Source organism: Bradyrhizobium sp. CCGB01, from assembly GCF_024199795.1.
Lineage (GTDB): Bacteria > Pseudomonadota > Alphaproteobacteria > Rhizobiales > Xanthobacteraceae > Bradyrhizobium.
On record NZ_JANADK010000001.1, the window covers coordinates 2,899,552 to 2,922,042 of the forward strand.

Here is a 22,491-nt window from a genome sequence, read left to right on the forward strand (position 1 = left end):
CGTGGCCGCGATGCTGCCATCTCCTCTTCTCACATCGTCCGCATCCGCATGTCGTGATGGCCCGGCCCGGGAACCGAGGCGAAGCGGTCGATGTTCAATCGGCTAATAGAAACTTGAATCATCACGACGGGGTTGCAGTCATATGGATCATCTCTCTGGATACGCGCGCAGGCCATTTGCCTTTGTCTTGCGCTATTTGCGACGACGGCTGACGTCGCATCTCGTGATCCTGACCGCCGTCGTTGCAGCGGTTGCCTGCTCCGTGGGCACGCAGTACGGCGTCAAATCCCTGGTCGACAGCCTGTCCGCGGGAACATCGCACGGTGGCAGCGTATGGCTGGCATTCATTTTACTCATGTCGCTGATCGCCGCCGACAATTTCCTGTGGCGGATCGCGAGCTGGACCGCGAGCTTCACCTTCGTCCGTGTCACGGGCGATTTACGCCGTGACATATTTCGTCATCTCACCGGCCACGCACCGAGCTACTTCTCGGATCGCATGCCGGGCATGCTGACGAGCCGTATCACCGCGACATCGAACGCGGTGTTCACGGTCGAGAACATGTTCGTCTGGAATGTGTTGCCGCCGTGCATCGCCACAATTGCGGCAATCATGCTGATTGGAACCGTAAGCCCTTATATGGCACTCGGCCTGATCGTGATCGCCGGTGGCATGGTAGTCGCGATGTTCCATCTGGCCGCAGCCGGCAAGCCGCTGCATGATGACTTCGCCGACAAGGCCGCTGTCGTCGACGGCGAGATGATCGATGTCATCAGCAACATGCCGCTGGTCCGCGCCTTCTGCGGCATCGGCCACGAGCACGAGCGGTTCGACGCGACGGTGAACCGGGAACTGACCGCGCGCGGCCGTAGCCTGCGTTACCTGGAAAAGCTGCGGCTCACGCATGCCGGCGTGACGGTCGTCCTGACGGTGGCGCTGATGGCCTGGGCCATCATGCTCTGGCAGCAGGGTGAGGCGACCACCGGCGATGTCGTGCTGGTCTGTACGCTCGGCCTGTCCATCCTCAATGCGACGCGCGACCTCGCGGTGGCGCTGGTTGACGTCACCCAGCACGTCGCGCGCCTGACCGAGGCGATCGCGACCTTGCTCGTGCCGCATGAATTGCGCGATCATCCCGAGGCCGAGCCGCTGATGAAGCACGGCGCCGCGATCGCCTACAACAACGTCACCTTCGGCTATCCCGGCGGCGAGAAGATCTTCGATCGGTTCAGCCTGCGGCTTCAGCCCGGCCAGCGCGTCGGCCTGGTCGGCCAGTCGGGCGGAGGGAAATCGACCCTGTTCACGCTGCTGCAGCGGTTCTACGATGTCGACGATGGCAGCGTGACCATCGACGGCCAGGATATTTCCAAGGTGACCCAGCTGAGCCTGCGCGAGGCCATCTCGGTCGTGCCGCAGGATATCTCGCTGTTCCACCGCTCGATCCGCGAGAACATCCGCTACGGCCGTCCGAACGCGACTGACGACGAAGTGCTGCGCGCGGCGATTGCGGCGCGCTGCGATTTCATCGACAGCCTGCCGGAAGGTCTCGACACCATGGTCGGCGACCGCGGCGTGAAAATGTCCGGCGGCCAGCGCCAGCGCATCGCGATCGCGCGCGCCTTCCTGAAGGACGCGCCGATCCTGCTGCTGGACGAGGCGACCGCCGCGCTCGACAGCGAATCCGAGGAGGCGATCCGCGAGGCGCTGTCGCGCCTGATGCGCGGCCGCACCGTGATCGCGATCGCGCACCGGCTGGCGACGCTGCGCAATTTCGATCGCGTTCTGGTGCTGAAGAATGGCAAGATCATCGAGGACGGCGCGCCCGACCGCCTGATGCAGGGCCACGGTCCCTACCGTGAGCTGGTGACCCAGGAGATGAGCCGGCTCTCGAAGTTCGCCGCGTAAGTCCAACAGTTTGCGTTTGCGTTGGTCGCGTTCGAAAAAACAGGCCGCAGGGGAGCAGCTCATGGCAGCCGAAGCCGTAACCCAGATCGTCTCGGTATCGCGCACGGTCGAGGCCGTCGCGGAGCAGGCGTTCTACATTCCGATGACGGGGCCGGCCGCGCGGCCCCGTCGCTCGCTCAAGCACGACGACACCTTCATCGTGCTGGACAGCCATGGCGACATCGGCGCCTCCGCGGGCGGGCCGGACGGCCTGTTCAACTACGACACGCGCTATCTGGCGCGGCTGGAGCTCGTGCTCGACGACCTCCAGCCGCTGCTGCTCGGCTCGAATTTGCGCGACGACAATTCGGCCCTGACCGTCGATCTCACCAATCCCGACATCTATCGCCAGGGCCGCATCGCGCTCCAGAAGGATCTATTGCACATCGTGCGCACGATCTTTCTGTGGCGCGGCACGGCCTATCAGCGCATCGGCGTGCAGAACCATGGCGACCGTCGCGCCAGCTTCGAGCTGACGCTGCTGTTCGACAACGATTTTGCCGATCTGTTCGAGGTGCGCGGTGAGCGGCGCCCGCGCCGCGGCACCGGCACCAGCAAGTTGCTCGGGCCGACCGACGTGCTGTTCGAATATCGCGGCCTCGACGATGCCGAGCGAACCACCGGCCTGCATTTCGACCCGCGCCCGACGCGGTTGTCGGTGAATGCCGCGATCTGGCAGCTCGATCTGGACCCGCATCATTCGAAATCGCTGTTCGTGGCGGTGTCCTGCAACCGGCCGGTCGCGGAGAAGCCTGCGCGCTTCTTCAGGGGCCTGCTCGCCCATCGCCGCGAGATGCGCCAGTCGACGATGGGCGCGGCCAGCATCGAGACGTCGAACAACATCTTCAACGAGGTGCTGTGCCAGGCCATGGCCGACCTCAACATGCTGATGACGGAGACGCCGCAGGGGCGTTACCCCTATGCCGGCATCCCATGGTACTCGACGACGTTCGGCCGCGATGGCCTGATCACTGCGCTGCAGATGCTGTGGGTCGATCCGCGAGTCGCCAAGGGCGTGCTGCGGCGGCTCGCGCATTTCCAGGCCGAGGCGGTCGATCCGCTGAACGATGCGGCGCCTGGAAAGATCCTGCACGAGATGCGCGGCGGCGAGATGGCGGCGCTGCGCGAGGTGCCGTTCGCGCAATATTACGGCAGCGTGGATTCGACCGCTCTGTTCGTGTTGCTTGCGGGGCGCTATTTCGAACGCACCGGCGATGAGAAGACCTTGGTCGAGCTGTGGCCGGCGATCGAGGCGGGGCTGGCCTGGATCGACGGGCCCGGCGACCCCGACAAGGACGGCTTCGTCGAATATCAGCGCGCCACCGAAAAGGGTCTCGCCAACCAGGGCTGGAAGGACTCCTATGACGCGATCTTCCATGCCGATGGCCAGCTTGCGGAAGGCAATCTCGCCCTTGCCGAGGTGCAGGGTTACGTGTTTGCCGCCAAGCAGCTCGCCGCGCGTTGCGCGCTGCGGCTCGGCAAGCCGGAGCTCGCTAAAAAGCTCGAGACCGAAGCCAAGGCGCTGGCCGAGCGTTTCGAGAAGGCGTTCTGGTGCGAGGAGCTCGGCACCTACGCGCTCGCGCTCGACGGCAAGAAGCGGCAATGCAAGGTGCGGACGTCGAATGCCGGGCAGGTGCTGTTCAGCGGCATGATCCGCGAGGACCGCGCGCGTCTCGTCGCTGCGGACCTGATGGCGCCGCATTTCTTCTCGGGTTGGGGCATCCGCACCGTCGCCGTCGGCGAGGTGCGCTACAATCCGATGTCCTATCATGACGGGTCGATCTGGCCGCACGACAATGCGCTGATCGCGCTCGGGCTCGCGCGCTACGGGCTCAAGCATTCGGTGGCGCATGTCTTCAAGGGACTGTTCGACGCGGCGACCTACATGGACCTGCGGCGGCTGCCCGAATTGTTCTGTGGCTTCCGGCGCGAGAAGCGGCGCGGCCCGACGCTCTATCCGGTCGCCTGCGCGCCGCAGGCCTGGGCCAGCGCGACGCCGTTCACGCTGCTGGAGGCGGCGCTCGGCATCGAGTTCGATGTCGTGCGCGGCGAGATTCGCCTGCGCAATCCGCATCTGCCGGCGTTCCTGAACGAGGTGATCCTGCACGATCTGCGCCTCGGCGATTCCAGCGTGGATCTGCGGGTCAGCCGCCACGGCGACGACGTGGCGCTGGAGGTGTTGCGCACGCGCGGCCAGATCCAGGTCTCGATCGTGCTGGCGCGCTAGCGGCGCCTGCGAGGAGGGTTCATGCGTACCGCCGGATGGTTGGTCTTGAGCGTGGCGATCGTCGCAGGGTTGACGGTCGCCGTATCCCGCGCCGCGGAGGAGCCGCCTGCGGTGTCCCCAACGACGCCCCCAAGCGAAGCGAATGCGCCGGCGACGGTGCAGCCGCCGGCTTCCACCGTGCCGGTGACGCCGAAGGACGCCGCGCCGCCGCCGTCCGTGACCATCATCGGTGCGAGCGACGCCCATGGCGTGCTCGGCCGTGACGTGCGCAGCGCCGCGGACGAGGCCATGGGCCGCATTGTCGACATCATCGTCGACCGCACCGGCCATGTGCGCGCCGCCGTGATCGACTTCGGCGGCTTCCTCGGCGTCGGCAGCCGCAAGATCGTGGTGGACTGGAACGCGATGCGGTTCGGCAAGATTGCCAACAAGAAGGACAGCATCACGCTGGAACTGACCAAGGCGCAGGTCGCAGCCGCGCCGGAATACAAGGAAGACACGCCGATGGTCGTGCTCGGCGCGTCCGGCAGCCTGCAGCCGCTGCAAGCGATTCAGTGAGGCGAGAGGAGGGATGGCGGCCGGTGCTGTTGTCGAGGAAGCCGAACCACGCAGATCGCGAGAGCCGCGTTGAACGGGACCACGTCTCCGCGCCGCCGCCTGCGAGCATCCCGGCGCCGTCGCGCCAGAGCCTGCGCGGCCTCGACTGGTTCATCTTCTTCCTCGCCGACGTCCAGACCGGGTTTGGCCCCTTCATCGCGGTCTACCTCACGACGCAGAAATGGACCCAGGTCGAGATCGGCCTCGTGCTCTCGATCGGCGGCATCGTCGCGCTGATCGGGCAGATGCCGGGCGGCGCGATCATCGATGCCGCGAAGTCCGAGCGGCTGGTAGCAGCCCTTGCCATCGCGACCATCGGCTTCTGCGCGCTCGCCTATGCGGCGATGCCGATCTTCCCCGTCGTGGTGGCGGCCGCAACGCTGCATGCGGCAGCGAGCTGCGTGCTGGGGCCGGCGATCGCGGCCATCAGCCTCGGCCTCGTCGGTCCGCTTGCGATCGGCGAGCGGCTCGGCCGCAACGCGCGCTTTGCGTCCCTCGGCAACGGCGTCGCCGCCGCCGTGATGGGCACGGCCGGCTATCTCCTGTCGAGCCGCTCGGTGTTCCTCGTCACCTTCCTGCTCGCGATTCCGACCTTGATCGCGCTGTCGCGCATCCGCGAGGAGGAAGTCGACATCGCCCGCTGTCACGGCGAGATGCCGCGCGAGGCTCCGGTTCCCGGCGATACCAATATCTGGCATCTGATCCGGCAACGTCCCCTGATCGTCTTCGCGCTGAGCGTGCTGCTGCTGCAATTGGCGAACGCCGCGATGATGCCGCTGATGGCAAGCGCGGTGACGGCGCGGTCGAGCCAGTGGGCGACGGTGCTCGTCGCCTTCTGCATCGTCGTCCCGCAGGCGATCGTGGCGCTGCTGTCGCCGACGGTCGGGCGCAAGGCGCAGCTTTGGGGCCGCCGGCCGCTGCTGCTGATCGGGTTCGGTGCGCTGACGATCCGGGGCCTTTTGTTCGCGACGGTGCGCGATCCCTATCTGCTGGTGCTGGTGCAGGTGTTCGACGGCCTCACCGCGGCGGTGTTCGCGGTGATGATTCCGCTGATCGTCGCCGACGTCGCCTTCGGCAGCGGGCACTTCAATCTGGCGCAAGGTATCGTCGGCACGGCGACGGGCATTGGTGCATCGCTGAGCACGGCGCTCGGCGGCTATGTCAGCGACAAGTTCGGCAATGCCACCGCCTTCATCGGGCTGTCCGGCGTCGCCGCGACCGGGCTTTTGCTGATCCTCTTCGTGATGCCGGAAACCCGGCGCACCGGCATGATCGCGCCAAAAGAAATGGCCGGCTGAACGGCCGGCCAAGTGGGTGGGGAGGAAGAAAAGGTCAGGCGTCGAGATTGTGCAGGCGTGCCCGGTTGCGCAGCACGATCTGGCGGGCGCCGGAGAAGCCGAGAATGCCCTGGGTGTGAAGCTGCGACAGCGCGCGCGACACGGTTTCCAGCGTGAGGCCGAGATAGTCGCCGATGTCGCGGCGGCACATCGGCAGCGCCATCATGCCGGCAACCGCGAGGCGGCGGTCCATCTCGAGCAGGAAGGTCGCGACGCGCTCCATCGCGGTCTTGCGTCCCAGCAGCAGCATGTGGTCTTCGGCATGACGCAGTTCGCCGGCGGTCATGGCCCAGAGCTGGCGGGCGACCTGCACGTCGGTGCCGGCGGCCTTCTCCAGGCTGGCGCGCTTCACCAGGCGCACGGTCGTGTCGATGATGGCTTCGGCGGCGAGGCGGTGGCTGGGGCCGGATTCAAGGCCGAACACATCACCGGGAAGATGGAAGGAGCCGATCTGGCGGCGGCCGTCGGAGAGCAGCTTGTAGCTGCGCACCGCGCCAGTGATGACCTGGTAGACATATTCGGCCGGCTCGTCCTCGCCGTAGATCTCCTCGTCCTTGCGGTAGGAGAACTCCGTGGCGACGAGGCCGACATGGCCGGCGATCGCGCCGAACTGGTCGGAGACGGGATGGGCAGGAGCGATCTTGCCACGAATTTGCGTGTTGATCGCCTGGGTGTTGAGCGTCTGGGTCAGCATCTGCGCCATCTCCGTTGTGATGACGCTTTGGTACGCGGTATCGGGTGCCTCGAAAATTTCGCGAGATATCTTAAGGAGGTTGCCTTACGTAGAGTCCCGTAGGTCATGGAGCTCCATCCGGGCTACGGAGCCTACGTAGAATCCCGTAGGTCAGTTGCCGCGTCCGTCCTGGATGGCGTGGCGGATGGACTTGACCAGGTTTTCGTCGAGAAGCGGCTTCAGGATCACGTCTTTGACGCCTGCGGCCGCCGCGCGGGCCGAGATGTTCCCGTCGGGATAGCCGGTGATCAGGATCACGGGCGTGCCCTCGTCGGACTGACGCAGGCGGCCGGCAAGCTCGATCCCGTTGATATCGGGCATCTTGTAGTCGATCACGTAGCAGTCCGCGCCGGGGGCACCACTGGCATTGAGCAGGGCCGTCGCATTCCTGAAGGTCCGCACGTCGAAGCCGTCGGTTTCCAGCAGGAAGCGGAGCGATCCCAGCACGGCGGCATCGTCGTCGACCACGTAGACGGTGGGCTTTGCGGATGACGTCACTGGGAGCCGCTGATGGTGCGAGCCGATCTCGATCATCCCATTTGGCTAGCACGGCTCGGGAGAATGATTTTGACCTGCCTCAATCCTTCAGCATGCCGGCGCGCATCGCCAGCCGCACCAGTTCCGACAGGCTGCCCGCCTGCATCTTGGTCATGACGTTGGCCCGGTAGACCTCGATGGTGCGCGGGCTGATGTCGTATTCGCGGGCGATCAGCTTGTTGGAGAGACCGGCAATCAGTCCCTCCATGACCTGGCGTTCCCTGGGACTCAAGGAGGCGACGCGCGCGGCGACGTCCTGCGAGATGGCCTCGTTCCTGGCCGCCGGCTCGGCCTGGCGGATCGCCGTTTCGATCATGGTGGTGAGGCGGTCGTCCTCGAACGGCTTCTCGAGAAAGTCGATCGCTCCGAGCTTCATCGCCTCGACCGCGAGCGGCACGTCGCCATGGCCGGTCATGATCAGGATCGGGAACGCGCTGTGCTGAGCCTTCATCCACTTCAGAAGCTCGATGCCATCGAGGCCTGGCATGCGCACGTCGGAGACGACGCAGCCGAAGGCGAGGCCGGGGAGGGCATCGATGAAGCTCTGCGCATTGTCGAACAGCGTGACGCCGAAGCCGGAGGAATCCAGCAGGAAGTTCAGCGAGTCCCGCATCGCCTCGTCGTCGTCGATGACGTAGACATGTCCCTTGGTCATTGATCAGTTCTCGTCGGCTGCCGGCAAGGTGAAACGGAATGTCGCACCGCCCGATGCGTTGCCCTCGGCCCACATGCGGCCGCCGTGAGCCTCGATGATCGAGCGGCTGATGGACAGTCCTACGCCCATGCCGGTGTCTTTGGTGGTGAAGAAGGTCTGGAACAGATTTGGAATGACGTCGTCCTGGAAACCGGAGCCGGTGTCGGAGACCTCGACCTCGATCATGTCGTCACTGATGCGCTTGTTGGCGAGTACGAGCTCGCGCCGTGGCGACTGCGCCATCGCCTCCAGCGCGTTGCGGAACAGATTGACCAGCACCTGCTGGATCTGCACGCGGTCGGCGAGCACGAGATCGGCGTCCGGATCGAGGCTGAAGCGGAGCTGCACGTTCTGCTCGCGCGCGCCGGCAAGCCCGAGCGCGCCGGCTTCCTCGATCAGCTTGGACAGGCTCTCGACCCGCTTCTCCGACTCGCCGCGGGAGACGAAGTCGCGCAGGCGGCGGATAATCTGGCCGGCGCGCAAGGCCTGCTCCGCGGCGCGATCGAGCGCGTTTTCGATCTTTGGCGTGTTGGCGTCGGTGCTGCCGGCCAGCAGCCGCCGGGAACCCTTCATGTAATTGCTGATTGCGGCCAGCGGCTGGTTGATCTCATGAGCGAGCGCCGAGGCCATCTCACCCATCGCGGTCAGCCGCGAGACATGGACGAGCTCTGACTGCAATTCCTGGAGCCGCGCCTGGGTCTGCTGGTGCTCGGTGAGGTCGCGGACGAAGCCGGTGAAATAGGGCTCGCCGCCGGACTGCATCTCGCCGATCGACAGATGCATCGGGAATGTCGTGCCGTCGCGGCGCTTTCCGGTCACGATGCGGCCGATGCCGATGATGTGCGGATCGTTCGTGCTGCGATAGCGCGCGATATAGCTGTCGTGGCGGGTGCGGTCCGGTTCCGGCATCAGGATGCTGACGTTCTGGCCGATCGCCTCCTGCTCGGACCAGCCGAACAGGCGCTCGGCCGCGGTGCTGAACAGCTGCATGATGCCGCGGCCGTCGATCACGATCATGGCGTCGGGAATGGTGTGAAGGATCGAGCGGAGATGGGTCTCGCGCGTGCGCAGGGCTTCCTCGACCTGCTTCTCCTTGTCGATGTCGAGGAGGATGCCGCTGAGATGGCGGGCGACACCGGAATCGTCCCTGATCAGGCCGGCGCGGGCCCTGATCCATTTGCCGCGGCCGGAGTTGCCGGAAATCCTGAAGGAGACGTCGAAGCCGCCGCCATGCTCGGTGACCTGCCTGATCGCTGTCTCGACGCGCGCGCGGTCCTCGGGCTCGAGACGCGACAGGAAGAGCTCGTAGCTCGCCGGCTCGCCACGCTCGACACCGAGCAGCATCCGCGCGGTTTCCGACCACTCCAGTTCTTGCGTCGTGAGGTCGAGATCCCAGGTGCCGACGCCGAATCCTTCGATCCGAACCCGGAAATGCTCGCCGCGACCGTCGTCGGGCGGATGCGTTACGCGGGTCGGCGACAAGCGATGGCTCCCTTTCTGCGGCTAGCGTGGTGCCGCGAACATGATCGCAATTTCGCCCATGGGCGGGTCGGAGGCAAGTTCGGATGTCTGATTCCATTGGCGGATTTCCCGCAGGCCCGGCCCCGGCGCTTTGATCTATCTCATCCTGCCCCGCGCCGGCGAGGCTAGATTTCGTCCCAGTGCATTGCTGTTCGGAGACCCCCGATGACATTCGCGACCGTGATGGTCAGCCTGGCGCTCGATCAGTCCAACGAGGCGCGGCTTCAGGTCGCGGGCGAGCTCGCCGAGCGATTCGAGGCCGATCTCGTCGGGGTCGCGGCGGCACGGTTCGCTTCGCCCCTCTATTTCACCGACGGTGCGGAGGCCCAGAGCCTGATCGACCGGGAGGAAGCCTCCATCAGGAAGCGCCTTGCCGATCTGGAGGTCCAATTCCGCGCCGCCACGAAGAATCGCGGCGGGCGCGTGGAGTGGCGCAGCGCCATGGATTTTCCGGCGCGATTCGTGTCGGCGCAGGCGCGCTGCGCCGACCTCCTCGTCAGCGGCGGGCAGAGCCCGGCCTTCTCCGACGCGTTCGCGCTTGCAAGCCCGAAGGATCTGGTGATGCAGGCCGGCCGCCCGCTGCTGGTCGTTCCCGACAAGGCCAACTGGCTCGATCTGCGCAGCGTGCTGGTGGCGTGGAAGGACTCGCCGGAGTCGCGGCGCGCGGTGGCCGACGCGCTGCCGATGCTGCACAAGGCGCGGGATGTGACCATCGTTGAAATTCCGGAGCCCGGCGACGATCGTTCGGCCATGATGGCCGGCGTCACCGACGTTGCCGCCTGGCTCGCTCGTCACGGCATCACCGCGACGGCGCGGGTCTCGGAGGCCGTGCGAAACGACGCCGCCGCTGCTCAATTGGAGAAGATCGCCGGCGACGTCGGTGCCGGCCTGATTGTCGCCGGCGCCTACGGTCATTCCCGCTTCCGCGAGCTGATCCTCGGCGGCGTCACCGAATATCTGGTCACGCAATCCGCGCGCAGCGTGCTGCTGTCGCACTGACGGCCAGCCAAAAAGCTATCCGAGGAGGACGCGCCGTGTACAAATTTCTTGAAGAGACCGTCGACGGCTACATGACGCGCAACGTCAAGGCGGTGCGGCGCGACCACGACCTACTCGCGCTCAGCGAGATGTTCGAAAACGACGATTTCAACTCCTACCCGGTCGAGGACGACGGACAGGTGGTCGGCATCGTCACCAAATTCGACATCCTGAAGTGCTTCGCCTTCACGCCGAGCCAGATGCTGCCGCGCTATCACGAGCTGATGAGCCGCAAGATCGGCGACGTCATGACGCCCGAGTTCATCTATGTCAGCCCCGACACGCGGCTGACGCGCGTGCTCCAGATCATGGTCGAACACCGCATCCGGAGCATCATCGTGCTCGACGCCGCGCAAAAGCTGGCCGGAATCATCGCCCGCGAAGACGTCATCGCGGCGCTCAAGGCGACGGCGATGGACTAAGGCGGTGCCGTAGGGTGGGCAAAGCGAAGCGTGCCCACCATTTCTGTCGAGGTGTTGGATAGAAGGTGGGCACGGCGCAAGTGCGCCTTTGCCCACCCTACGATTCTGGACTCGCGGACAGAGACCGTCCTCGCTGCCTCTCCCACAAGGGAGCCGCAGAAATACGGGGACGAGCACGAAAAATGTCCGCCCGGGACCTGCAACTCAAATCCATGTCTTGATTTCAATCAATTCCCCGCGAGGGTGAATGTGGTTTCTGGCCCGGTGTTCTTTCGAAAGAGAATCCGCGATGAGCCAGCCCTCCATCTCGAAATCCATGTCCATCGGTGAAAGCGGCCTGGCTATAGGGTTCGCAGTCACCGCCTTCCTCTGCGTGATCGCCTCGGCCAAGGCGCTCGATGCGCCTTTCGCCTTCCACGCCGCGCTCAGCGCGGCGGCGAGCCTCGCTGTGGTCTTTGGTATCATCAACCGCTACTTCGATCGTCCGCCGGCGCTGCCGCCGGCGGAGATCGACGGCCGCCCCAACTACAATATGGGTCCGATCAAGTTCACCGCTGTCATGGCGATGTTCTGGGGCATTGCCGGCTTCCTCGTCGGCCTCATCATCGCCTCGCAGCTGGCCTGGCCCGCGCTGAATTTCGATCTGCCCTGGACCAGCTTCGGCCGGCTGCGTCCGCTGCACACCTCGGCGGTGATCTTCGCCTTCGGCGGCAACGTGCTGATCGGCACGTCGCTCTATGTGGTGCAGAAGTCCTGCCGCGTGCGCCTTGCCGGCGACCTCGCGCCCTGGTTCGTCGTGATCGGTTACAACTTCTTCATCCTGGTCGCCGGCACCGGCTATCTGCTCGGCGTCACCCAGTCCAAGGAATATGCCGAGCCGGAATGGTATGCCGACCTCTGGCTCACCATCGTCTGGGTCGTCTATCTCCTGGTCTTCCTTGCCACCATCATCAAGCGCAAGGAGCCGCATATCTTCGTCGCGAACTGGTTCTATCTCGCCTTCATCGTGACGATCGCGGTCCTGCATCTCGGCAACAATCCCGCGCTCCCGGTCTCGGTGTTCGGCTCGAAATCCTACATCGCCTGGGGCGGCATCCAGGACGCCATGTTCCAGTGGTGGTACGGCCATAACGCGGTCGGCTTCTTCCTGACCGCCGGCTTCCTCGCCATCATGTACTACTTCATTCCGAAGCGCGCCGAGCGGCCGATCTATTCCTATCGCCTCTCGATCATCCACTTCTGGGCGCTGATCTTCCTCTACATCTGGGCCGGTCCCCACCATCTGCACTACACGGCGCTGCCGGACTGGACGCAGACGCTCGGCATGACCTTCTCGATCATGCTGTGGATGCCGTCCTGGGGCGGCATGATCAACGGCCTGATGACGCTGTCAGGCGCCTGGGACAAGCTGCGCACCGATCCTGTGCTGCGCATGCTCGTGGTCTCCGTCGCCTTCTACGGCATGTCGACCTTCGAAGGCCCGATGATGTCGATCAAGGTGGTGAACTCGCTCAGCCACTACACCGACTGGACCATCGGCCACGTGCATTCCGGCGCGCTCGGCTGGGTCGGCTTCGTCTCCTTCGGCGCGCTGTACTGCCTGGTGCCGTGGGTGTGGAATCGCAAGGGCCTCTACAGCCTCAAGCTCGTCAACTGGCACTTCTGGATCGCGACGCTGGGCATCGTGCTCTACATCTCGGCGATGTGGGTGTCCGGCATCCTCCAGGGCCTGATGTGGCGCGCCTACACTTCGCTCGGCTTCCTCGAATATTCCTTCATCGAGAGCGTCGAGGCGATGCATCCCTTCTACATCATCCGCGCCGCCGGCGGCGGCCTGTTCCTGATCGGCGCGCTGATCATGGCCTACAATCTCTGGATGACCGTTCGCGTTGGCGAACAGGAAGTCCAGATGCCCGTCGCGCTCCAGCCGGCGGAATGAGGAGCTTTCCATGTCGTTCTGGACACGCCACCAAATCTTCGAAAAGAACTCGATCGTCCTGATCGTCGGCATCCTGCTGGTGATCGCGATCGGCGGTCTCGTCGAGATCACCCCGCTGTTCTATCTCAAGAGCACGATCGAGGCGGTCGACGGGGTGCGGCCCTACACGCCGCTGGAGCTCGCAGGCCGCAACGTCTACGTCCGCGAAGGCTGCTATCTCTGCCATTCGCAGATGATCCGCCCGCTGCGTGACGAGGTCGAGCGCTACGGCCACTTCTCGCTCGCCGCTGAAAGCATGTACGACCATCCGTTCCAGTGGGGCTCGAAGCGTACCGGTCCCGATCTGGCCCGCGTCGGCGCCAAATATTCCGACGACTGGCATGTGACCCATCTGACCAACCCGCGCGCGATCGTGCCGCAGTCGGTGATGCCGGGCTATCCGTTCCTGAGCCAGACCGAGGTCGATCCCGATACGATCGCCGACCACATGAAGACGCTGAAGGCCGTCGGCACGCCCTATACCGATGACCAGATCGCCAACGCGGGCGCCGACCTGAAAGCCCAGGCCGACCCTGACAATGCCGGCTCCGACGCCTTCAGCAAGCGCTACGCCAGGGCCGTCGTGCGCAACTTCGACGGCAAGGCCGGCACGCCGACCGAGATGGACGCGCTGATCGCGTACCTCCAGATGCTCGGCACGCTGGTCGACTTCAAGCTCTACAACGAGAAAGCCAATCTTCGCTGAGAAGGCATCAACGATGAAAGCCATCCTGACACTCGACAATCTCGCGTCCGGTCTCGTCACCACGATCTGGACGCCGGTGTTCGTCGCGATCTTTCTCGCGATCATCGCCTACGCACTTTGGCCCCGCAACAAGGCCGCTTTCGACGAAGCGGCTCACCTGCCGTTGCGGGAGGAGTAAGGGATCATGACCGATCATCATAGCGACATCGATTCCGTCACCGGCAAGTCCACGACCGGACACGAGTGGGACGGCATCAAGGAGCTCAACACGCCGCTGCCGCGCTGGTGGGTGATCTCCTTCTACCTCACCATCGTCTGGGCGATCGGCTACTGGATCGTCTATCCGGCCTGGCCGCTGATCTCCAGCAACACGACCGGCCTGTTCGGCTATTCGTCGCGTGCCGACGTCGCGGTCGAGCTCGCCAATCTCGAGAAGATCCGGGGTGACAAGATGGCGGTGCTGGGCGCGGCCTCGCTCGCCGACATCGAGAAGGACCCGGCGTTGCTGGCGCTCGCGCGCGCCAAGGGCAAGACCGTGTTCGGCGACAATTGCGCGCCGTGTCACGGCTCGGGCGGCGCCGGCGCAAAGGGCTTCCCGAATCTCAACGACGACGACTGGCTGTGGGGCGGCACGCTCGATCAGATCATGCAGACCATCCAGTTCGGCGCGCGTTCGGGCCACGCCAAGGCGCATGAGGGCCAGATGCTCGCCTTCGGCAAGGACGGCGTTTTGAAGGGCGACGAGATCGTCACGGTCGCCAACTATGTGCGGTCGCTGTCGGGCCTCTCGACCCGCAAGGGCTTCGATGCCGCCAAGGGCGAGAAGATTTTTGCGGAGAATTGCGTCGCCTGCCACGGCGACGGCGGCAAGGGCAACCCGGAGATGGGCGCACCGAACCTGACCGACAAGATCTGGCTCTACGGCTCGGACGAGGCGAGCCTGATCGAGACCATCAGCCTCGGCCGCGCCGGCGTGATGCCGGCCTGGGAAGGGCGGCTCGATCCGGCCACCATCAAGGCGATGGCGGTCTACGTCCACTCGCTGGGCGGTGGAAAATAACCTGCGCGGGACAGGCGGGGGCGAACAAAAGTGCCCCCGCTTGAGCTGGATCAATCGACGCGGCGGCGTCGGGTCTAGGTTTAATCGCACCTTCTCGAGACCATTTTCGCGATGAACAAGACCGTGAACCCGAACGAGCTCACATCGGACGACGACAACGGGCCGCTCTATGTGGCCCAGAAGAAAGTCTATCCCCAAAGCATCTCCGGCACCTTCCGCCGGATCAAATGGGGCCTGATGGCGTTCTGCCTCGGCGTCTACTACTTCCTGCCCTTCGTGCGCTGGAATCGCGGCCTCGGCGCCCCTAGCCAGGCGGTGCTGATCGATCTTCCCAACAGCCGCTTCTATTTCTTCTTCATCGAGCTGTGGCCGCAGGAGGTCTACTACTTCACCGGCCTGTTGATCGTCGCCGCGGTAGCGCTGTTCCTGATGAATTCGATCGGCGGCCGTATCTGGTGCGGCTATCTCTGCCCGCAGACGGTGTGGACCGATCTGTTCTACGCCGTCGAGCGTCTGGTCGAGGGCGACCGCCGCGAGCGGATGAGGAAAGACAAGTCGTCCGACCCGATGAAGCTCGAGCGCATCTCCGAGATCGTGCTCAAGCATTCGATCTGGCTGCTGATCGCCTGGTGGACCGGCGGCGCCTGGGTGCTCTATTTCAACGACGCGCCGACGCTGGTGAAGGAGCTCGTCACCTTCCAGGCGCCGATGATCGCCTATATCTGGATCGCCATCCTCACCGCGACGACCTATCTGCTCGCCGGCTTCATGCGCGAGCAGGTCTGCACCTATATGTGCCCGTGGCCGCGCATCCAGGCCGCGCTCACCGACGAATGGGCGCTCAACGTCACCTACCGCTACGACCGCGGCGAGAAGCGCACCTCGGTCAAGAAGGCCGCCGAGCTGCGTGCGCTCGGCGAGCAGGTCGGCGATTGCGTCGACTGCTATCAATGCGTCGCGGTCTGCCCGACCGGCATCGACATCCGCAACGGGCCGCAGCTCGAATGCATCCAGTGCGGGCTCTGCATCGACGCCTGCGACAACGTCATGACCAAGATCGGCCGGCCGAAGCGGCTGATCGGCTACGACAACGACATCAACATCCAGCGCCGCCAGGAAGGCAAGGCGCCGGTCTATCGTATCGTCCGGGCCCGAACCGTTGCCTACAGCGCGATCATCGCGGCGGTCGGCGGCATCATGATCTATACGCTGGCGACCCGCAGCCTGCTCGACGTCAACGTGCTGCACGACCGCAACCCGGTCGCGGTCAGGCTCAGCGACGGCTCGATCCGCAACGCCTATACGGTGCGGCTGCTGAACAAGAGCGGCTATGACCGCGTCGTCGCCATCGACGCGAACGGTCCGGCCAATCTGACCACGCACGTCGTCGGCATCGATTCCGTGACGCCGGACAGGCCGATGATCGTGATCCCGCGCGACTCCACCAGCGAGCTGCGCCTGCTCGTCACCGCGCCGGCGGAGAGCAATCCGGAGAAGTCCATTCCCGTGCGCTTCCACGTCACCGACATCGGCCTTGGCGAGGTCGCCACCGCCACCGACAATTTCGTCGCGCCGTAAGTTCAGGAGACTGCCATGGCCGCCAAGCCGCTGACCGGAACGAAGGTGTTCCTGATGCTGGTCGCCTTCTTCGGGCTCGTGATCGGCGTCAACGTGACCATGATGAAGCTCGCGATCGCGACGCTGCCCGGCACCGACGTCGACAGCCCCTATGCCGCGGGCCTGACCTATGACCGCGAGATTTCCGCGGCGCAGGACCAGGCCGCGCGCAAATGGCAGGTCAACGCGCACATCGAGCGCCGCGCCGATGGGGCCGCGACGCTCCAGGTCGATGCCCGCGACGCGAAGGGCCAGCCGATGAGCGGCCTGAAATTCGGCGGACGCCTGGAACGGCCGACCGACAAGCGCGCCGATCTCCAGGTCGAGCTCTCCGAGGCCGGCATCGGCATCTATCGCGGCAATGCCGCTGCCGTTGCGCCGGGCCAGTGGGATCTCGTGATCGAGGGCGAGGCGCGGGGACAGCGCGTGTTCATGTCGCGCAATCGCGTGATCCTGAACTGAAGGATTTTGTCATGCAGGTCACGCGGGATTTTTCGCATTACGTCCGGGCCGCGGGCGCGGGTGTGCAGCATATCGATCTCGCCGTCGAGGGCGTTCACTGCGCCGGCTGCATGGCCAAGATCGAGCGCGGCCTGTCGGCCATCCCCGACGTCACGCTGGCGCGCGTGAACCTCACCGATCGCCGTGTCGCGCTGGAATGGAAGCAGGGCACGCTCGATCCCGCCCGGTTTATCGACCGGCTCGAAGAGCTCGGCTACAAGGCTTACCCTTACGAGACCGAGAGCGCTGAAGCGACGGAAGTTGCCGAATCCCGCTTCCTGCTTCGCTGCCTCGGCGTCGCCGCGTTCGCCACCATGAACGTGATGATGCTGTCGATCCCGGTGTGGTCGGGCAACGTCTCGGACATGCTGCCTGAGCAGCGCGACTTCTTCCACTGGCTGTCGGCGCTGATCGCGCTGCCGGCAGCGGCCTATGCCGGCCAGCCGTTCTTCCGCTCGGCCTGGCGTGCGCTGTCGAACAAGACCACCAATATGGACGTGCCGATCTCGATCGGCGTGTGTCTCGCGCTCGGCATGTCCGTGGTCGAGACCCTCCATCACGCCGAGCACGCTTATTTCGACGCGGCGATCATGCTGCTGACCTTCCTGCTGGTCGGCCGTTTCCTCGACCAGAACATGCGGCGGCGGACCCGCGCGGTGGCCGGCAATCTCGCCGCGCTGAAGGCGGAGACGGCGGCCAAATTCGTCGGGCATGACGAGATCTCGCAGGTGCCGGTCGCGGCGATCCATCCCGGCGATATCGTGCTGCTGCGGCCCGGCGAGCGCTGCGCCGTCGATGGCACCGTGATCGAGGGGCGGTCCGAGATCGACCAGAGCCTGATCACAGGCGAGACGCTCTATGTCACCGCAGAGCAGGGCACGCCAGTCTATGCCGGCTCGATGAACATCTCAGGCACGCTGCGGGTGCGGGTCTCGGCGGCGTCGGAGGCGACGTTGCTGGCCGAGATCACGCGGTTGCTCGACAACGCGCTGCAGGCGCGCTCGCGCTACATGCGGCTCGCCGACCGCGCCTCGCGGCTCTACGCGCCGGTGGTGCATGCGACCGCGCTGATCACCATTTTGGGCTGGGTGCTTTTCGGTGCGAGCTGGCATGATGCGATCGTGACCGGAGTGGCCGTGCTGATCATCACCTGTCCTTGCGCGCTCGGACTGGCGATCCCGACCGTGCAGACGGTGGCTTCGGGTGCGATGTTCAAGGCGGGCGTGCTGCTCAATTCGGGCGATGCCATCGAGCGGCTGGCGGAGGCCGATCGTGTCATCTTCGACAAGACCGGCACGCTGACGCTGCCCGATCTCGAAGTGACGAATGTGGCCGACATTCCCGCCGACGTTTTTGAGCTCGCCGGCCGGCTGGCGCTGTCGAGCCATCATCCGGTCGCCGCCGCGGTGGCGCAGGCCGCCGGCGCGAGATCGCCTGTTGTCGGTGCGGTCGAGGAGGTCGGGCAGGGCGTGCGTGCGACCGTCGACGGTGTCGAGATTCGCCTCGGTCGTCTCTCCTTCTGCGGCGCCGAGGCATTGGTCGGCGGCGTGAGGCTCGACCCCGAAGCCTCCATCGTGGCGTTCAGCAAGGGCAGAGAGAAGTTCGTCCTCTCGGTTCGGCAGGGCCTGCGGCCGGACGCCCAGGCCGTGATCGCGGCGCTGAAGGCGCGCAATATCGGCATCGAGATCCTCTCCGGGGACCGCGAGCCGGCGGTGATCGCAGCGGCCCATGCGCTCGGCATCGCCGAATGGCGCGCCGGCGTCACGCCCGCCGACAAGATCGCGCGGATCGAGGAATTGAAGCGACGCGGCGCCAAGGCGCTGATGGTCGGCGACGGCATGAACGATGCGCCGTCGCTGGCAGCGGCCCATGTCTCGATGTCGCCGATCTCGGCTGCGCATCTCAGCCAGGCCACCGCCGATCTCGTCTTTCTCGGCCGGCCGCTGGCGCCTGTCGTCGCAGCGATCGATTCCGCGCGCAAGGCGCTGCATTTGATGCGGCAGAACCTCTGGCTGGCGATCCTCTATAATGTCCTCGCCGTGCCGGTCGCGATCAGCGGCGTCGTGACGCCCCTGATTGCGGCGGCCGCCATGAGCGGATCGTCGATCCTGGTGATGCTGAATTCGCTTCGCGCGCGCAACGCCTCGCGGGAGATCGTGTGATGGAGATCCTGGTCATCCTGGTGCCGCTGGCGCTGATGCTTGGAGGCGCCGGTCTCGTCGCCTTCCTCTGGTCGCTCCGCAGTGGCCAGTACGACGATCTCGACGGCGCGGCCTGGCGCGCGATTGCCGACGACGAGCCACCGCAGGAGGCTCCGGTCAAGCGTTAGCGCTTCAAGGCGAAGGTGAGCAGGGCGGCGGCCGCGAGCGCCACGCCGACTCCGGCAACGCACGCATGCCAGCCGAAGGCGTCGAACAGACGTCCGAGCACGGCCGTACCGACGAGCCCACCGCAGAAATAGCAGGCGAGATAGGTGCCGCTGGCGACACCGCGATTGTCGGTCGCCGCCTGTCCGACCAAGCCTGTCGCGGCGGCCTGCGCGAAAAAGGTTCCGACGCCGACCAGAACCATGCCGGTGAGGACCTCGGCCAGATGCGGCGTCAGCATCAGCGGCAGGCCCAGTCCCGCGACGGCCAGTGAACCCCAGATCGTCGGCCGCGTGCCGATGCGCGCGGCCACCTTGCCGGCCAGCAACGTCGTGACGACCGACGGCAGGAAGACGAAATAGACGAGGCCAAGATCCATCATGCCGAGTGACAGCGGCGGTCGGACCAGAACGAAATTGACGAAGGTGAAGGTACCGATGAAGGCGAACAGGATGCAGAAGCCGATGCCGAAGGCCGCGCGAAGCTGCGGATTGCGCCAGTGCGCGACCATGGCCGCCAGCGGCGAGGCCGCCGGTGCCGTCGCCGGCATAGGCTGTACGCGCTTGATCGTGAAGTAGACCAGCACGGCGCCGGTGAGATTGAGGGCGGCGAAGACATAGAAATTCCATTGCAGGCCGAGACCGTCGGCGACGGCGGCCGAGATCAGCCGACCGACGAGATTGCTGGCGACATTGCCGGTGATGTAGGCGGCAAAAGCGCCGCCCGCGTCCATGGCGCTGCATTGCTCGCCGAGGTGGGCCAGCGTCAACGCGAAGGCGGACGCCATGCAGAGGCCTTGGGCTATCCGCAGGGCGGTAAAGACGGCGAGATTCGGCGCGACCGCAAGCAGGCTGGTCGGGATTGCGAGAAGCGTCAGGCTCAGGAGAATTCCTCCGCGGCGATCGATATGGGGACTGAGAAAGCCGACGACGAGGCCTGCGACCGCCATGCCGAACGTGCTGGCATTGACGGCAAAGCCCATCGCCGCAGGCGTCGCGCCGTAGTGGCGCGTCAGCGAGGGCAGGATCGCCTGTGTCGCGAAGAGATCGACGACGGTCAGGAAGGCGGTCAAGCCGATGACGAGCGAGCGGAGCAAAACTCCCTCGCCATGCACATCCATGGCGATCGGGTCGGTCCTGATGCGTGCGGAAAGGTCGACCATGATGCGGCTTCTCCTGTGATGGATGCGGCGCCCGGCGGGGCTGGTGGCGTGGGGGATCCCGGGCGCCGCATCCGGTAACGGGTGCGCTGGGGCGGGGCGCGCGCGTTACATGTTGTGGTCGTGCGGGTCTTTGCGGACGTCGCCGACATAGAGAATGACCGTCTCCTTGCCGAGGTTCTTCCACCAATGCGAGGTGCCGAACGTTTCGGGGCGGAGGTCGCCGGCCTTGTGCACGATCGGATCGGCACAGTTGGAGGCGTATTCGACGATCTCGCCCTGCTGCACGAAGATCAAAGCGGGGCGGTCGTCATGGCTATGCCACGGCACGATGCCGCCGGGCTCGATGGTCAGCTTGCGGAAGCGCAGCTCGCGGCCTTCAATATGTGCCGGTTGCTTGCCGAGGTCGATCGCGCCGAGCGTGACGTCGGTGACGCCGACCGGCTTGTGGTCGACCATCTGTTGCGCGTTCGGCTTGATCTTGTCAGCCGGGCAGTCGCCGGCGAGCACTGGTTGCGCCGAGAGCGTCAGTGCACCGAAGATCGCGAGGCCCGGCCAGACCGCGCGTGACAATGTGTGATGCCTGGACATGGAATTCTCCTGTGTTGGCCGCAACCGCGATGGTCGCCGGCGATGTCGGGAGCTTCGTCGAGACGGCGTCCGGCTTGAAATGCCGGTTGGCTCTCGATGCGATAGCGCCGCGCTATGTTGATAGGCGCGCGCTATCGAACCGATTGGGGATCGGCATTTCCGTTTCCCGGGCTTCCGGCGTCCGATGGCCGTGCGCCCGATTGGCGGGCGTCTACGTCGATCCGGAGGAGCACTTCATGACGAAATTGTCCAAGACCATGATCGCCACGGCCATGTTTGCGGTGATCGCCACATCGGCCTTCTCTGAGGCGACGTGGGATTTCAAGGCCGGCATGGCCTATATGTATGGCGGACCCGGCAAGATGTCGGCGATGGCCATGGCCCCGGCCGAGAAGAACCACGAGGCGATGATGAAGCATGCGAAGAAGGTGCCCGACAACACCGTCTTCTTCATGGACAACGGATCGCTCTACTCCACCTCGGGGCGGCTCGATCCGACCGGCAATTTCTACGTGAACTGAGCCGCCCCGCCGTCGCGGCCGCCCCTTGCGGGCGGCCGAACCGGGCAACTATTATTCGCCCCCAGAACGCCGGAGCAGAAGATGACGTCTCTTTCGCCAGCCGACGCCGAACGGCTCAAGGTCGCTTTTCAGCGCTGCCGCGACATGGATGGCACGTTGAACGAGCAGCTCCGCGCCTATGCCGATGCCAGCCGCGAGGTCTTCCCAGCCTATGGCGAGGCGGTCGATCGCCTTGTGGTGAGACTAGGCGGGAACGGCGGCGGCGAGACCGCGCCGCGCCCGGGCGATACGATGCCCCCATTCATGCTGCCGGATGAAAGCGGACGGCTCGTCGCGCTGACTGCGCTGCTGGAGCGTGGCCCGGTCGCGGTGATGTTCTTCCGCGGTCATTGGTGCCCTTATTGCCGGCTCAATGTTCGTGCGGTGGTCCAGGCGCTGGACCGCATCGAGGCTATGGGTGCGCGGATCGTCGCGATCATGCCGGAGACGCAGGAATATACAAGCCAACTCAAGGCGGACGCCGGTGCCCCATTTCCGATCCTGACCGATCTCGATAATGGCTATGCGCTGTCACTCAATCTCGCGATCTGGCTCGGCAGCGAGATCCAGAGCTTGTTGTCCTATCAGGACATGGCAAAATTTCACGGCAATGATGGCTGGATGCTGCCGATCCCGGCCGTGTTCGTGATCGGCCGCGACGGCCTCGTGAAAGCCCGCTTCGTCGATCCGGATTTCCGCAAGCGCATGGAGATCGACGATCTGCTCGCGGCGCTGGAGAGTGCGAGCAAGGAGAATTGAGTTTCTCTTGCCTTCTGCCCTTGCGGGAGAAGGTGGCGCGAAGCGCCGGATGAGGGGGTGTCGCGGCGTATTCTCAAGTGAGAGAATCGTGCGCAGAGAGAACCCCTCACCCGTCTCGCCGCTACGCGGCGATCCACCCTCTC

Annotated in this window: 22 protein-coding genes; 16 read left to right on the top strand and 6 right to left on the bottom strand. The window is 65.2% G+C overall.

The window, feature by feature from the left end; all coding sequences use genetic code 11:
- Positions 1 to 142 precede the first annotated feature (142 nt).
- The 4 genes from NLM25_RS13335 to NLM25_RS13350 all read left to right on the top strand — a co-directional run bounded on the left by NLM25_RS13335 (position 143) and on the right by NLM25_RS13350 (position 6,067).
- Positions 143 to 1,906: an ABC transporter ATP-binding protein gene (locus tag NLM25_RS13335; protein WP_254117238.1), complete on the top strand. Its 1,764-nt coding sequence runs from the start codon at positions 143 to 145 to the stop codon at positions 1,904 to 1,906.
- Between the two features lie 61 nt (positions 1,907 to 1,967).
- On the top strand, positions 1,968 to 4,172 hold the full coding sequence (locus NLM25_RS13340; RefSeq protein WP_254137220.1) for an amylo-alpha-1,6-glucosidase: 2,205 nt from the start codon (positions 1,968 to 1,970) through the stop codon (positions 4,170 to 4,172).
- A 21-nt stretch (positions 4,173 to 4,193) separates the two neighbouring features.
- The gene (locus NLM25_RS13345; RefSeq protein ID WP_254137221.1) at positions 4,194 to 4,730 is read left to right on the top strand and encodes a PRC-barrel domain-containing protein; all 537 of its coding nucleotides are present in this window, start codon (positions 4,194 to 4,196) and stop codon (positions 4,728 to 4,730) included.
- Between the two features lie 23 nt (positions 4,731 to 4,753).
- Positions 4,754 to 6,067 carry an MFS transporter gene (locus NLM25_RS13350; protein WP_254137222.1) on the top strand — a complete coding sequence of 438 codons (1,314 nt, stop codon included), beginning with the start codon at positions 4,754 to 4,756 and terminating at the stop codon, positions 6,065 to 6,067.
- A gap of 34 nt (positions 6,068 to 6,101) precedes the next feature.
- Here the strand turns inward: NLM25_RS13350 and NLM25_RS13355 are convergent, their stop codons facing one another.
- The 4 genes from NLM25_RS13355 to fixL form a co-directional block, all read right to left on the bottom strand.
- Complete coding sequence (locus NLM25_RS13355) at positions 6,102 to 6,800, bottom strand: helix-turn-helix domain-containing protein (RefSeq protein ID WP_254137223.1); 699 nt, start codon at positions 6,798 to 6,800, stop codon at positions 6,102 to 6,104.
- A gap of 150 nt (positions 6,801 to 6,950) precedes the next feature.
- Complete coding sequence (locus NLM25_RS13360) at positions 6,951 to 7,373, bottom strand: response regulator (protein WP_254137224.1); 423 nt, start codon at positions 7,371 to 7,373, stop codon at positions 6,951 to 6,953.
- Positions 7,374 to 7,416: 43 nt separating this feature from the next.
- Positions 7,417 to 8,031: a response regulator FixJ gene (fixJ, locus tag NLM25_RS13365; RefSeq protein WP_254117244.1), complete on the bottom strand. Its 615-nt coding sequence runs from the start codon at positions 8,029 to 8,031 to the stop codon at positions 7,417 to 7,419.
- 3 nt (positions 8,032 to 8,034) lie between these two features.
- Positions 8,035 to 9,552 carry a sensor protein FixL gene (gene fixL / locus NLM25_RS13370; RefSeq protein WP_254137225.1) on the bottom strand — a complete coding sequence of 506 codons (1,518 nt, stop codon included), beginning with the start codon at positions 9,550 to 9,552 and terminating at the stop codon, positions 8,035 to 8,037.
- Positions 9,553 to 9,756: 204 nt separating this feature from the next.
- Here fixL and NLM25_RS13375 point away from each other — a divergent pair, with 204 nt between their 5' ends.
- The 10 genes from NLM25_RS13375 (at position 9,757) to ccoS (ending at position 19,242) form a co-directional block, all read left to right on the top strand.
- Positions 9,757 to 10,590 carry a universal stress protein gene (locus NLM25_RS13375; RefSeq protein WP_254137226.1) on the top strand — a complete coding sequence of 278 codons (834 nt, stop codon included), beginning with the start codon at positions 9,757 to 9,759 and terminating at the stop codon, positions 10,588 to 10,590.
- 35 nt (positions 10,591 to 10,625) lie between these two features.
- Complete coding sequence (locus tag NLM25_RS13380; RefSeq protein ID WP_254137227.1) at positions 10,626 to 11,051, top strand: HPP family protein; 426 nt, start codon at positions 10,626 to 10,628, stop codon at positions 11,049 to 11,051.
- A gap of 289 nt (positions 11,052 to 11,340) precedes the next feature.
- The gene (gene ccoN, locus NLM25_RS13385; RefSeq protein WP_254137228.1) at positions 11,341 to 12,990 is read left to right on the top strand and encodes a cytochrome-c oxidase, cbb3-type subunit I; all 1,650 of its coding nucleotides are present in this window, start codon (positions 11,341 to 11,343) and stop codon (positions 12,988 to 12,990) included.
- A 10-nt stretch (positions 12,991 to 13,000) separates the two neighbouring features.
- Entirely contained in the window at positions 13,001 to 13,735 is a 735-nt protein-coding gene (gene ccoO, locus NLM25_RS13390; RefSeq protein ID WP_254117249.1) for a cytochrome-c oxidase, cbb3-type subunit II, read from the top strand.
- Positions 13,736 to 13,748: 13 nt separating this feature from the next.
- A complete protein-coding gene (locus NLM25_RS13395) occupies positions 13,749 to 13,913 on the top strand; it encodes a CcoQ/FixQ family Cbb3-type cytochrome c oxidase assembly chaperone (protein WP_018457132.1) in 165 nt (54 codons plus the stop codon).
- A gap of 6 nt (positions 13,914 to 13,919) precedes the next feature.
- Positions 13,920 to 14,795, top strand: a complete 876-nt coding sequence (gene ccoP / locus NLM25_RS13400; RefSeq protein ID WP_254137229.1) for a cytochrome-c oxidase, cbb3-type subunit III — start codon at positions 13,920 to 13,922, stop codon at positions 14,793 to 14,795.
- A 111-nt stretch (positions 14,796 to 14,906) separates the two neighbouring features.
- On the top strand, positions 14,907 to 16,373 hold the full coding sequence (gene ccoG / locus NLM25_RS13405; RefSeq protein ID WP_254137230.1) for a cytochrome c oxidase accessory protein CcoG: 1,467 nt from the start codon (positions 14,907 to 14,909) through the stop codon (positions 16,371 to 16,373).
- A gap of 15 nt (positions 16,374 to 16,388) precedes the next feature.
- Positions 16,389 to 16,874: a FixH family protein gene (locus tag NLM25_RS13410; protein ID WP_254117252.1), complete on the top strand. Its 486-nt coding sequence runs from the start codon at positions 16,389 to 16,391 to the stop codon at positions 16,872 to 16,874.
- Between the two features lie 11 nt (positions 16,875 to 16,885).
- Entirely contained in the window at positions 16,886 to 19,075 is a 2,190-nt protein-coding gene (locus tag NLM25_RS13415) for a cation-translocating P-type ATPase (RefSeq protein WP_254137231.1), read from the top strand.
- Entirely contained in the window at positions 19,075 to 19,242 is a 168-nt protein-coding gene (gene ccoS / locus NLM25_RS13420; RefSeq protein ID WP_008138466.1) for a cbb3-type cytochrome oxidase assembly protein CcoS, read from the top strand. Before NLM25_RS13415 ends, ccoS begins: the two co-directional genes overlap by 1 nt.
- Here ccoS and NLM25_RS13425 read toward each other — a convergent pair.
- Both NLM25_RS13425 and NLM25_RS13430 read right to left on the bottom strand, forming a co-directional pair.
- Positions 19,239 to 20,441 carry an MFS transporter gene (locus NLM25_RS13425; protein WP_254137232.1) on the bottom strand — a complete coding sequence of 401 codons (1,203 nt, stop codon included), beginning with the start codon at positions 20,439 to 20,441 and terminating at the stop codon, positions 19,239 to 19,241. The two genes, ccoS and NLM25_RS13425, sit on opposite strands and share 4 nt — an antisense overlap.
- Before the next feature lie 105 nt (positions 20,442 to 20,546).
- Entirely contained in the window at positions 20,547 to 21,029 is a 483-nt protein-coding gene (locus NLM25_RS13430) for a cupin domain-containing protein (RefSeq protein WP_254137233.1), read from the bottom strand.
- A gap of 236 nt (positions 21,030 to 21,265) precedes the next feature.
- On the opposite strand from NLM25_RS13430, the gene NLM25_RS13435 reads away from it, so the two are divergent.
- Positions 21,266 to 21,550: a hypothetical protein gene (locus tag NLM25_RS13435; protein WP_254137234.1), complete on the top strand. Its 285-nt coding sequence runs from the start codon at positions 21,266 to 21,268 to the stop codon at positions 21,548 to 21,550.
- 81 nt (positions 21,551 to 21,631) lie between these two features.
- Positions 21,632 to 22,348, top strand: a complete 717-nt coding sequence (locus NLM25_RS13440) for a peroxiredoxin-like family protein (protein WP_254137235.1) — start codon at positions 21,632 to 21,634, stop codon at positions 22,346 to 22,348.
- The last annotated feature ends 143 nt before the right edge of the window (positions 22,349 to 22,491 follow it).